General features: G+C 67.8%; 14 protein-coding genes. 9 read left to right on the top strand and 5 right to left on the bottom strand.

Annotated elements, in window-relative coordinates; translation table 11 throughout:
• The 3 genes from G6016_RS10495 to G6016_RS10505 form a co-directional block, all read left to right on the top strand.
• Positions 1–555, top strand: a 555-nt coding sequence (locus G6016_RS10495) for a cbb3-type cytochrome c oxidase subunit I (RefSeq protein ID WP_182632606.1), incomplete at its 5' end; no start/stop codon positions are given.
• 166 nt (positions 556–721) lie between these two features.
• Positions 722–1,951 (top strand): phosphoserine phosphatase SerB, encoded by a 1,230-nt coding sequence (serB, locus tag G6016_RS10500; RefSeq protein WP_182632607.1) that lies wholly within the window; start codon positions 722–724, stop codon positions 1,949–1,951.
• Positions 1,948–2,763, top strand: a complete 816-nt coding sequence (locus G6016_RS10505; protein WP_182632608.1) for a peptidyl-tRNA hydrolase — start codon at positions 1,948–1,950, stop codon at positions 2,761–2,763. Before serB ends, G6016_RS10505 begins: the two co-directional genes overlap by 4 nt.
• A gap of 36 nt (positions 2,764–2,799) precedes the next feature.
• On the opposite strand, the gene G6016_RS10510 is transcribed toward G6016_RS10505, so the two are convergent.
• From G6016_RS10510 to G6016_RS10530, 5 genes are all read right to left on the bottom strand, one after another.
• Positions 2,800–4,908: a helicase C-terminal domain-containing protein gene (locus G6016_RS10510; protein WP_182632609.1), complete on the bottom strand. Its 2,109-nt coding sequence runs from the start codon at positions 4,906–4,908 to the stop codon at positions 2,800–2,802.
• A 121-nt stretch (positions 4,909–5,029) separates the two neighbouring features.
• Positions 5,030–5,416, bottom strand: coding sequence for a CD225/dispanin family protein (locus tag G6016_RS10515; RefSeq protein ID WP_206682303.1), 387 nt, complete (start codon positions 5,414–5,416; stop codon positions 5,030–5,032).
• A 61-nt stretch (positions 5,417–5,477) separates the two neighbouring features.
• Positions 5,478–5,855 (bottom strand): DUF2752 domain-containing protein, encoded by a 378-nt coding sequence (locus G6016_RS10520; protein WP_241730158.1) that lies wholly within the window; start codon positions 5,853–5,855, stop codon positions 5,478–5,480.
• 103 nt (positions 5,856–5,958) lie between these two features.
• Positions 5,959–6,342: a CD225/dispanin family protein gene (locus G6016_RS10525; RefSeq protein ID WP_182632610.1), complete on the bottom strand. Its 384-nt coding sequence runs from the start codon at positions 6,340–6,342 to the stop codon at positions 5,959–5,961.
• A 110-nt stretch (positions 6,343–6,452) separates the two neighbouring features.
• Positions 6,453–7,793, bottom strand: a complete 1,341-nt coding sequence (locus tag G6016_RS10530) for a nicotinate phosphoribosyltransferase (RefSeq protein ID WP_182632617.1) — start codon at positions 7,791–7,793, stop codon at positions 6,453–6,455.
• Between the two features lie 62 nt (positions 7,794–7,855).
• On the opposite strand from G6016_RS10530, the gene clpS reads away from it, so the two are divergent.
• From clpS to rph, 6 genes are all read left to right on the top strand, one after another.
• The gene (gene clpS / locus G6016_RS10535) at positions 7,856–8,200 is read left to right on the top strand and encodes an ATP-dependent Clp protease adapter ClpS (protein WP_380022853.1); all 345 of its coding nucleotides are present in this window, start codon (positions 7,856–7,858) and stop codon (positions 8,198–8,200) included.
• A gap of 5 nt (positions 8,201–8,205) precedes the next feature.
• Positions 8,206–8,847 (top strand): DUF2017 family protein, encoded by a 642-nt coding sequence (locus G6016_RS10540; protein ID WP_182632619.1) that lies wholly within the window; start codon positions 8,206–8,208, stop codon positions 8,845–8,847.
• 11 nt (positions 8,848–8,858) lie between these two features.
• A complete protein-coding gene (locus G6016_RS10545; RefSeq protein WP_182632611.1) occupies positions 8,859–9,563 on the top strand; it encodes a rhomboid family intramembrane serine protease in 705 nt (234 codons plus the stop codon).
• Positions 9,560–10,369 carry a glutamate racemase gene (gene murI, locus G6016_RS10550; protein WP_182632612.1) on the top strand — a complete coding sequence of 270 codons (810 nt, stop codon included), beginning with the start codon at positions 9,560–9,562 and terminating at the stop codon, positions 10,367–10,369. The genes G6016_RS10545 and murI overlap by 4 nt, the downstream gene beginning before the upstream one ends.
• Positions 10,370–10,443: 74 nt before the next feature.
• Positions 10,444–11,223, top strand: coding sequence for an MBL fold metallo-hydrolase (locus tag G6016_RS10555; protein ID WP_182632613.1), 780 nt, complete (start codon positions 10,444–10,446; stop codon positions 11,221–11,223).
• A gap of 109 nt (positions 11,224–11,332) precedes the next feature.
• The coding region (rph, locus tag G6016_RS10560) for a ribonuclease PH (RefSeq protein WP_182632614.1) at positions 11,333–11,797 on the top strand (465 nt) is incomplete at its 3' end.

Below are 11,797 nucleotides of genomic sequence, written 5' to 3' on the forward strand. Positions count from 1 at the left end.
CTGTTCGGCACGATCGTGTTCGCCACCTTCGCCGGCGTGTACTTCTGGTTCCCCAAGATGACGGGCCGGATGCTCGACGAGCGTCTCGGCAAGTGGCACTTCTGGCTGATGTTCATCGGCTTCCACACCACCTTCCTCGTCCAGCACTGGCTGGGCAACCAGGGCATGGCCCGCCGCTACGCCGACTACCTGGCCACGGACAACTTCACCGTCCTCAACCAGATCTCGACCGTCGGTTCGTTCATCCTGGGCATCGCGATGCTGCCGTTCATCTGGAACGTCATCAAGAGCTGGCGCTACGGCGAGATCGTCACCGTCGACGACCCGTGGGGTGCCGGTAACTCGCTCGAATGGGCCACGTCCTGCCCGCCGCCGCGCCACAACTTCGTGACGCTGCCCCGGATCCGCTCCGAGCGTCCCGCGTTCGAGCTGCACTACCCGCACATGAGCGAGCGCATGCGCGCTGAGGCCCACGTCGGGGGACGCACCAAGTCCCGTGACCCGAAGTCGGCCAAGGATGTCGCCGATCGCGGTCCCTCACCGCAGAAGAGCTGACCACCTCACCCGTACTCACCCACGGGACCGGTCATCGAGAACCCCGTCGGTAGGCTTGTCCACCGGCGGGGTTCTCGCGTGTCAGCAGTAATTCCGCCTGTCGCACCCACTTCAGGCACCCACCGGGCGGCCACCTGCCGCCCACGATCTCCCGTCAGGAGCACTCGTGAGCACAACCGGAACGCCGGCACTCCTCACCGTCACCGGCCCCGACCGTCCCGGCGTCACCGCTCGGGTGTCAGCGGTACTGGCCTCCCACGGCGCCGATATCGTCGATGTCGAACAGGTTGTCGTCAACGGGCACCTCTCACTCGGTCTCATGATGAAGGTCGGCGACAACGCCGATGCAGTCGCCGTGGTTCGTGAGCTCACCGAGCAGGTGGCAGACCTCGGCATGCAACTCGATGTCCAGTTCGACGACATCGCCCCGCCGGCACCGCCGTCCACACACGCCGTGGTGGTCCTCGGAAGCCCGGTCACCGCTTCCGCGTTCTCAGCGGTCACCGGCTCGCTTGCCACAATCGGAGCGAATATCGACTCCATCCGTGGAATCGCCGACTACCCGGTAACAGGTCTTGAGCTCCTGGTCTCCACCGCGGGACGAGATGCAGTAGACGATTCGCGGCTTCGCGAGATCCTGGCCCCCCTGTCGGAGTCCCACGGGGTGGACATCTCGGTGGACAAGGCCGGCATCGCGCGCCGCTCCAAGCGTTTGGTGGTCTTTGACGTCGACTCCACGCTCGTCCAGGGAGAGGTCATCGAGATGCTCGCGGCACACGCCGGCAAGGAGGAAGAAGTCAGGGCTGTCACGGAGCGTGCGATGCGTGGCGAACTCGACTTCGCCCAATCGCTGCACGAGCGTGTGGCGACGCTGGCCGGACTGCCTGAGTCGGTGCTCGACGAGGTCGCCTCCAACATCGTCCTTACCCCGGGGGCGCGCACGACCATCCGCACACTCAAGCGGCTCGGCATCCGGTGCGGTGTGGTCTCGGGCGGGTTCATCCAGGTGATCTCCGGGCTGGCGGACGAACTCGGTTTGGACTTCGCCCGCGCGAACACGCTCGAGATCGTGGACGGAAAACTCACCGGCCGCGTCATCGGCGACGTGGTCGACCGTGAAGCAAAGGCTGCCTACCTTCGTGAGTTCGCCGACGAACTCGGAATTTCTCTGAGCCAGACCGTGGCCGTCGGTGACGGTGCCAATGACATCGACATGCTCACGACCGCCGGATTGGGTATCGCCTTCTGCGCCAAGCCAGCACTGCGTGAGGTGGCGGACGCGTCTCTGTCCAAACCTTTTCTCGACACCGTGCTGTTCATCCTGGGGATCACCCGGGACGAGATCGAGGCGGCGGACTCGGCCGCGGGCACCTATCGCAGGGTCCCGCTGGCGTGACCGACGGACCGGCGGCAGGGCCCGGACATTCCCGGGCCACGCCCGACGAGTCCGCGGTGGGAGAGTCCAGGCGTCCCGCATCGGGCGAGGATCTCGACTGGTGCCACCGCCGGCTCGCCGCCGGGTCCGCGGGCGCGGAGAACCCGGAAGACCGCAGCACCGTGCGGTCGATGCCAATCGTGCTTCATCTGCCCAAGGGCGACCTTCCTCGGCGTACCCCGTTGCTCGAGGCGGTGGCGCAGGCGGTGGCACTGGTTTGCATCGACGACAGGGTTTCTCCTGGCGGGCCATGGCATGAACCGTATGCCGCATGGCTCGATGCGCGGATGCGCAAGATCGCTCGACGAGCCCGAGGCGCCCATTGGCTTGCGGCGCACGACGTGCCGGGGGTGACGGTCGAGGTCGACGGTTGTCAGGCCCGGGCGTTCGTCCCGGGCCCCGTCGATGAGATCGACCCCAGGTTGGGTCGTCTACAGATCGGGGGAACCGATCTGGAACGCGACGTTCCCGGAGAACCGGCAGAGGGGGTCCCGGTGATCTGGTTTGATGCGGGTCTGGAGATGTCGGTCGGGAAGGCAGCGGCCCAGGTCGGACATGGGGTCATGCTCATGATGGCCGGGATGTCCCGGACGCGGCTTGACTCGTGGATTGGTGATGGCTGCCCGGTGGCGGTCCGTGAAGCTGGCCCCGACCGGTGGAAGGACCTGTCGGCGGCGGTGGCCCGGTCCGAGCCGGGAACGTCAGCGGTGGTCGACGCCGGTTTCACGGAGGTAGCACCCGGCTCTCTCACGGTGATCTCCGTCGATTGCTGAACCACCCGCGGCGATGAGACTTGCTGCTCGGTGGGGTCAGGACTGGCGTAGTCGCTCGAGAGCGCCGAGCACCACGTCCCGATTGGTGGTCTGCCAGAACGGTGGCAGCGAGGCGCGCAGGTAGCCGCCGTAGCGGGCGGTGACGAGCCGGGAATCGAGGATCGCGACAACCCCCCGGTCTTCGGTGCGACGCAGCAGCCGTCCGACACCTTGCGCGAGCAGTAGGGCGGCATGGTTTCCGGCTACAGCCAGGAAACCGTTCCCGCCACGCGCCGCGACCGAACGCTGCCGTGCAGACAGCAGTGGGTCGTCGGGACGGGGGAATGGAATCCGGTCGATCACCACGAGTGACAGTGACTTCCCGGGAACGTCGACGCCCTGCCAGAGCGAGAGTGTGCCCACCAGGGTGGTTTCCTCATCCTCGGCGAACCGGGCGACGAGATTGGCCGTCGAGTCCTCGCCCTGACACAGCACCGGGGTGTCGAGCCGTTCCCGCAGCGTCTCGGCGGCCGCTTTCGCCGCTCGCATGGAAGAGAACAAGCCGAGCGTACGTCCACCGGCGGCGGTGATGAGATCGACGAGCTCGTCTTCCGCTGCAGGTGAGGTTCCGTCCCTGCCGGGAGCGGGCAGATGCTCGGCCACGTAGAGGATTCCATTGCGCGGATAGTCGAACGGAGATCCCGCGTCGAGACCTGTCCAACGCAGTGCCGCCGCGTCGTCATCGGACGGGGGTTCCAGTGACACGGCCGTCGAGGTGTCGATGCGGGTGGACGAGGACGGAGGCAGACCCCAGCTGGCGGCGAGGCCGTCGAACTTGCCGCCCGTCGTGAGTGTGGCCGAGGTGAGGATGACCGTGGACTCGGCGAAGAGCCGCGTGCGCAGAAGACCGGCGACGGTCAGCGGCGCGACCCTGAGGATCCGGCCGCGCCGTTCCTCGGTGCTCATCCAGACGATCTCCATCCGTTCCGCCACGGGCTTGTCGTAGGAGGTGAGCATGCGGTCTGCTGCATCGGCGATCTCATCCAGGGCGGCGAGGGTCTTCTGGCGGTCCGAGGCCCCCTGGGGATCGTTTGCGACCTCGCCGGGCTTGGGGCCGGGCACGGCGCTGCGACAGTTCTCCGCGGTGTGCCGGACGGCCGCGAGTGCGAGATCGGCTCCCTCGGGAAGGATGTCCCACCGGCCGTCGGGGCAGATCTCCAGCAACGCCGCGAGCCCCTCGCCCGCGGCGACCATCCGGTCGGCGGTCTGCTGATCAACCAACTTGGCGGCACGGCGCGCAGCCTGGATCACCGCGGCACCGGTGAGCTCTGCCGTGGACACCCCGGTCACCCGGTCAGACAGTTCGTGGGCCTCGTCGATCACCACCGCGTCGTGCTCCGGCAGTACCGACACGTCGGTCATGGCGTCGATCGCGAGCAACGCGTGATTGGTCACGACAATGTCCGCACGCCCCGCCTCCTGCTTGGCGAGTTCGGCGAAGCACTCGCTGAACTCCGGGCACAACTGTCCGAGGCACTCCCGACTCGTCACCGACACCTGACGCCACGCGGCATCCGACACACCGCGGGGGAGGTCGTCCCGGTCGCCGGTCTCGGTGTCCTGGGCCCAGTCGTGGAGTCGCGCGATCTCCCGTCCGAGCCGCGATGTCGGTCCGGTGTCGCGGGGCGACGCCTGTGTTGGCGTGCGCGCAGCCGTGGACTCACCGCCGAGGGGCAGGTCGAACAGTTCCTCGGTCTCGATCTCTTCCGGATCGGCCTCGTCGACGGGCCCGCTGCCGACTCTGTGCAGGCACAGGTAGTTACCGCGGCCCTTGAGGATCGCGTGCGACGGACTCACGCCGAGGGACGGTTCAAGCGCCGCGGAGAGTCTGGGTAGGTCTCGGTCGACCAGTTGGTTCTGCAGGGCGATCGTCGCCGTCGACACGACGACCGTGCGGCCGGTGTCGACGGCGTGGCGGAGCGAGGGGACGAGGTAGGCGAGGGATTTGCCGGTGCCGGTGCCGGCCTGAACAGCGAGGTGCTCCCCGGTGGTGAGGGCGTTTCCCACGGCCTCGGCCATCATCATCTGGCCGTCGCGTCGGCTACCGCCCAAGCTCTCGACTGCGGTGTCGAGGAGTTCGGAAACGGGAGGAAGCGAGTCGGTCACGCGCTAACCCTATCGGTCAGCTCGGACACCAGCCTGAAGGCCATCGGTCGACCAACGCCGCGGTGGGCACGGTGAACGCCGCGAGGTGCACCGGGCGAGCTGCGCCCTCTCAGTCGGCAGATCAGTACGAGGCCGTGATGGCGGTGAGGAACACGAAATAGCCCACTACCAGGACGATGCTGATCACGACCCCGACGATGAGGACGATCGTCGCCCACCATGCCCACTTCCGGGCATCCTGTGACGCTTGATGGGCGGCCTGGTAGTGCCCCTGGGCCCACAGGCTGCTGACGTTGGAGCCCTTGACGATCGAGACGATCCCGAACGGGATAGAAATCCATGACGAACAGCCGAAGAACAAGGAACCCACCGTGATGAGGATGGACCACACCAGATAGTTGCTGGGGGCGGCGCCGGGATTGCCGGGGTACTGCCCGGGATACGGACTACCGAACTGGCCCATGTGGTTCTCGCCGTTGGGATTGCCGCCCGGGTAGGGGTAACTCAATGTCTGCTCCTGTTGTAACTCACCCGAGTCGTTAACGTGGGAAAACCTGTGCGCCGGACGTCTAGACCGCCAGTGCGGTGAAGGGGGCGAAGGGAAGGTTGCGGATGATGAACCAGATGGCGATCACGACCCCGACCGTGACCGGAGCCCACCGCCAGTGTTCCCAGCGGGGGAGGTGCCTGCCGGAGGTCCGGCGCAGCGTCCAGGCGAGGAACGACCATATGAGAAGTGCGACGACGACGACGCCGACGGCGTTATAGGCGAGTGCCTTTGCCAGGTCTGCGTGAAGGAGCGAATAGACCATCCGCGCCGACCCACAGCCGGGACAGACGATCCCGAACAACGCCTTGGTCGGACACGGTGGGCTCATCCCGCCCGGGGTCGTGGGGTCTGCGGCGGCCACGAAGATGCAGGTGCAGACCGCGGCTCCAAAGGTCAATGCGGGTGCAACGGCACCAGCCCACCCCCGACCCTCCGGAGTTCGGAAGGAATGGGGGTGGGCTGGAGCCGGAGCGGAAGCGCGTGCCCGCACTATGCGCCGGTCAGTAACCCGACATCGAGGCGGCGCCACCGATGACGAAGATGAAAATGACGTAGAGAACCACGACCACGATGCCGGCGATGGCGCCCCACATCGCGAACTTCTTGGCGTCGTCCGAAGCCTGCTGGGCGGCGGCGTACTGACCCTGCGCCCACAGAGAGTTGACGTTCGCAGCCTTGACGATGGCCACGATGCCGAGGGGTAGACAGCACAGCACGGTCGAGAGGATGGCCCAGACCATGTTGTTGTCCGGTGCCGGGCCGGGGGCGCCGAAACCGCCGCCCTGAGCGCCGAAACCGCCGCCTTGCGCACCGTAACCGCCACCCTGAGCGCCGAAGCCGCCCTGGTCACCGTAGGGGTTGTCGCCGGAGTTGGGGTAGCTCATGATGCTCCTGTCGTGGGGTCGGAAAAGTACTTGTTCTCAGAATGGTGAGTTATAGCAGGTTAAGTCTTCCAGCGGTGGGCCGACCTCTTCGTGATTTGGCAGAAATATGGTTAGTTTCCGGCCGGAGGCACCACACGTATGTTGACTGCGGGGTCGCCTTGACTCAGCGCCAGTCCCTCCCACGGCAACGTGACCATCACCTCGGAGTGGAAGGAACGAGACTGTTCCAGCGTCGGAAGGCCGGAGACCGTGTCCCCGGAACGGACCAGTGGCACCGCGAGGTCGCGCTGCTCAAGCCCGGGGGTTTCGGGAGAGGTGGCGGACAGGGGGAGGAGGACCTCCTCGACGGCGGTTCCTGACCGGCGGTGCAGACGGATGGCTCGCTTGGCCCCGGGCAGTGACTCCTTGTGTGCGGACCGCTTGGCCACCGGGATGCCGTCGACCTCCACGAGTTTGTAGACCATTCCGGCGGTCGGGGCTCCGGAACCGGTCACCAGGCGGGTGCCAACGCCGTAGACATCGACTGGCTCGGCCCTCAACGCGGCTATCGCGTACTCGTCGAGGTCACCGGAAACGACGATCCTCGTGTTGTGGGCGCCCAGCCCGTCGAGTTGGGCGCGTACCTGGCGCGCCATGACTCCGAGATCGCCGGAGTCGATCCGGACACCCCCGAGTTCGGTGCCGGCCACCTCGATGGCGGTAGCGACACCCGCGGTGATGTCGTAGGTGTCGACGAGCAGGGTGGTGTCGACCCCGAGGGTCGCCACCTGCGAACGGATTGCCGCGGCTTCGTCGGGGCCATCGGGCCCGGTGTGCAGGAGGGTGAACGAGTGAGCTGACGTGCCGGCCGAGGGCACGCCGTGGCGACGGGTGGCCTCCATGTTGGAGGTCGACTGAAAGCCGGTGAGATACGAGACCCGGGCGGCAGCCACCGCGGCTTCCTCATGGGTGCGCCTGGAGCCCATCTCGATGATGGGGCGCCCCGCGGAGGCGGAGGTCATCCGGGCGGCCGCGGAAGCGATCGCGCTGTCGTGATTGAGCACCGACAGTACGAGGGTCTCCAGGACCACACATTCGGCGAACCCGCCCCGGATGCTCAGAACGGGGGAGCCGGGGAAGAACAACTCGCCCTCGGTGTAGCCGTCGATATCCCCGGTGAAGCGGTAGTTCCGGAGCCAGTCGATGGTGCGGTCATCGAGGGAGTCGGCCACCACGTCGATCTCCGCGTCGGAGAATCGGAATTCCGCCAGCCGCTCGAGGAGCCGTCCGGTGCCGCCGACCACCCCATACCGACGGCCCGGGGGCAGGCGGCGGGCGAAGACCTCGAAGACGCAGGGCCGGTCGGCGGTGCCGTCGGCCAGTGCTGCCCGGATCATGGTGAGTTCGTACTTGTCCGTGAGCAGCGCGGTGGAGGGCTGCCCCGCCAGGGGCCCGGAGGCGTGTGGGGTCATCGGGGTCACGCGCCTGACTCTACGTCGTGGCCGGGGGGCCGGGAATCCGTATCCTGGGGCGTATGCACCCAGTGACGACACCGCTCGCGGACGTCCGGAGCACGTCGCCGTCAATGGCGATGCCTTCGGCGGTGCCCGTGGAGTCCACGGACACAGAGCTCGACGGCGGGATCGACAACCCGTGGCTCACCGTGGTCTGGGACGACCCGGTCAATCTCATGAGTTACGTGACCTTCGTGTTCCAGCGGGTGTTCGGCTACACGCGCGAACATGCTCACGATCTGATGCTCAAAGTCCACAATGACGGCCGGGCCGTCGTGTCCTCGGGCAGCCGGGACAAGGTGGAGAACGACGTACGGAAACTGCAGGAGGCCGGATTGTGGGCCACCATGCAGCGGGAGGCGTGACGCGAGTGAAGGCCTGGCAACGAAAATCCTCACTGGGCGGACCCCGGATCAAGTCGGTGATGGAAAGTCACGAGGTCCAGATCTTGCACGCGCTGGTCTCCAACGTCGTGGACATGCTCGAGCAGCGCCGTGATTCCGCGCCGAGGGACGAGCTGGCGGAACTGACGGGAATGCGTAGCGGTCACTCGTCGTTGCCCGATCAGGCGCCGCTGGCGAGATTGCTGCCGGACTTCCACCGCCCCGAGAAGGCGGACGGTGCCGCGGGGGCGGACGAGTGGTCGGGCCATAAGAGTTCGGACGCGGAGGCCGTCGCCCGCGCCCACAACTCGGGCATGCGGATGATCCACGAGCCGGAGATCATCGACGCCAAGCTCGCCACGGCCGCCGTTCTGCTGCGTTCGCTGCCGTCGCGCGGCGGGAACGTCTCGCTGACCCTGGACCAGGCGCAGGCCTGGATGGGCTGCCTCAATGATGTCCGGTTGGGACTGGGTGCGGTGCTGCTCGACGCCGGAGAGGTGGACGGCGAGCCGGCCACCGACATCCCCGAGTTCGTGCCGGAGGACGACCCCCGGTCGGCGCAGTTGGATGTCTATCACTGGCTTACGTTCATGCAGGATTCACTGTGCACCGCCCTGACCGGCGAGTGAGGAAAAAGGCCATGTACCAAGACCCTCGTCTCCCGATGACCCCCGGCGGCGGTGCCGCGCAAGGCCCCGGTTTCGGCGCCGGAGCCCAGGCTCCCGTCAAGCAGGGGCCCCGCCGCGGACCGGCGTTCATCCTGCTGTTCTGCTTCGTCGGCCTGATGTGGGTGATCGAGGCGGCCGATCAGGTCATCGTGTGGGCCACATCGGACTCGAACACCCTGGATGCGCACGGCGTGGAGCCGCTGTCGACCGATGGACTCCTGGGGATCGTCTTCCAGCCGCTGCTCCACGGCGACTGGGCCCACCTGATCGGCAACTCGATCGCTCTGCTGATCCTCGGTTCGATCATCGCGCTGTCGGGCGTCAAGCCACTGATCAGCGTCACGGTGATCTCGTGGATCACATCGGGCGTGGTGTCGTGGCTGTTGGGTGGCTCGGGCACGGTCCACATCGGCGCGTCGGGCATCGTGTTCGGCTACATCTTCTATGTGATCGTCCGCGGATTCTTCACCCGCAAGATTCTGCACCTGGTGGTCGGACTGCTCATCGGCATCTATTACGGGATCGAAGCGCTGTACGGGTTGTCGCCGATGCAGTCCGGGATTTCCTGGCAGGGCCATCTCGGCGGCGCGATCGGCGGCGTGGTCGCGGCGGCCGGGACCAAGCGGAACCGGAAGCCGAAGCAGTCCAAGCAGGTCTCCGCCGGGCAGCGGGTGTGACGGGCCGGGACGCCCCGATCGGCGTTTTCGATTCGGGGGCGGGCGGCCTGACGGTGGCGCGCGCGATCATGGACCAGCTGCCGGACGAGTCGGTGGTCTACGTCGGCGACACCGCCCACGGTCCGTACGGTCCGCTGCCGATCGCGGAGGTCCGCGCGCACGCGCTGGCGATCGCGGACCTGCTCGTCGAGCGCGGCGTCAAGGCGTTGGTGATCGCCTGCAACACGGCGTCGGCGGCGATGCTGCGCGATGCCCGTGAGCGGTATCCGGTGCCGGTGGTGGAGGTGATCCAGCCGGCCGCGCGTCGTGCGGTGGCCACCACGCGGTCGGGGCAGATCGGTGTCATCGCCACGCGCGCGACGGTCGCCTCCCGGGCCTATGACGACGCGGTGGCGGCGGCCGCGGGCGTCGAGCTCACGTCGGTGGCGTGCCCCAAGTTCGTGGAGTTTGTCGAGCGCGGCATCACCAGCGGTCGCCAGGTGCTCGGGCTGGCCGAGGCGTACCTGGCACCGATCCGTGATTCGGGCGTGGACACGCTCATCCTGGGCTGCACCCATTACCCGCTGCTGTCGGGGGTCGTGCAGTTGGCGGTGGGGGACCAGGTCACGTTGGTCTCGAGTGCGGAGGAGACGGCCAAGGACGTGCTGCGGGTGCTCACCGCGGGGGACCTGTTGCGGCCCCACGATGAGGCGAGTCCGGCGACGCGCGAGTTCCTCGTCACCGGCGATCCGGATGCCTTCCGCAGGGTCGCGTCGCGCTTCATCGGCCCGGGGTTGGTGGCGGTCGGTCGGACGTCCGGGGCCTAGGTTCTGCGGGGCACTCGCCGTGGGCATGGGCATCGACGCGACGACGCGCGGCCCGACGTGGCACGATGGTGCCCATGTTTCTGACTGTCCTGGGGTGCTCGGGGAGTATCGGCGGGCCCACCTCGCCGGCGTCCGGGTACCTCGTGGAGGTCGAGGGCATGGCCCCCGTGGTGATCGACATGGGCCCGGGGGTGTTGGGGGCGCTCCAGCGCCACGCCGTGCCCGAGCACGCCACGATCCTCCTGTCGCATCTGCACGCAGACCACTGCCTGGACGTGCCGAGCCTGTTGGTGCTGCGCCGGTTCGGCCCCCGCTCCACGGGCCTCGCGAAGGCGCCGCTGGTGGGTCCGTCCGGGACCGCCTACCGGATCGGGGTGGCGTCGGCGGAGGTGCCGGGCGCGGTGGACGATCTGTCGGACACGTTCGAGGTGTCGACGTGGGATGTGGCCCCCGAGTTGGACCTGAGGGACGACGACGACGAGGTCGTCCTCCACGTGCGGGCCGGTCGGGTGAATCATCCGCCGGAGTCGTACGGACTGCGCCTCACCTCAACGGACGGCCGGGTACTCGTGTACAGCGGTGATACCGCGTATTGCGAGGAGCTCGTCGAGCTCGCGGACGGCGCCGACGTCCTGTTGTGTGAGGCGTCGTGGACGCACGAGGGTGAGCACCCGCCGGGGATCCACATGTCGGGCCTGGAGGCGGGCCGGGTCGCTCGCCGGGCCGGGGTGGGGCGTCTAGTGCTCACGCATATCCCGCCGTGGACGGACCGTGAGGCCGTACGCGCCGAGGCCGCCTCCGAGTTCGACGGCGAAATCCTGCTGGCCGAGCCGGACCTGCGCCTCGACATCTGACCCCGCCCGTCACCGCACACTGCACATCGTCGCCCTCCATCGTGCGCCGAACTCCGCCCTGCGCCGCACTCCGCGCGAGCCCCGGCGCCGGCGACTAGGATCGGCGCACGTGACCTCTTCGACTATCAGCAGAGCAGACGGACGCGCGGACGGCGATCTGCGCGACGTGACCATCACGCGGGGATTCACCTCGCATCCGGCGGGCTCGGTTCTCGTCACCTTCGGGCAGACCCGGGTGATGTGCACCGCCAGCGTCACCGAGGGCGTGCCGCGCTGGCGCAAGGGCTCCGGCCTCGGCTGGCTCACCGCGGAGTACGCGATGCTGCCCGCCGCCACGCACGAGCGCTCGGGCCGTGAGTCGGTCCGCGGCAAGGTCGGCGGCCGCACCCAGGAGATCAGTCGACTGGTGGGCCGTTCGCTGCGCGCGGCGATCGACCTGTCGGCGTTGGGGGAGAACACCATCGCGCTGGACTGCGACGTGCTCCAGGCGGACGGCGGCACCCGCACGGCCGCGATCACCGGCGCGTACGTCGCGCTCGCCGACGCCGTGACCTGGCTGCAGTCGAAGGGCGCC

It is taken from the genome of Dietzia aerolata, assembly GCF_014144865.1.
GTDB classification, from domain to species: domain Bacteria; phylum Actinomycetota; class Actinomycetes; order Mycobacteriales; family Mycobacteriaceae; genus Dietzia; species Dietzia aerolata.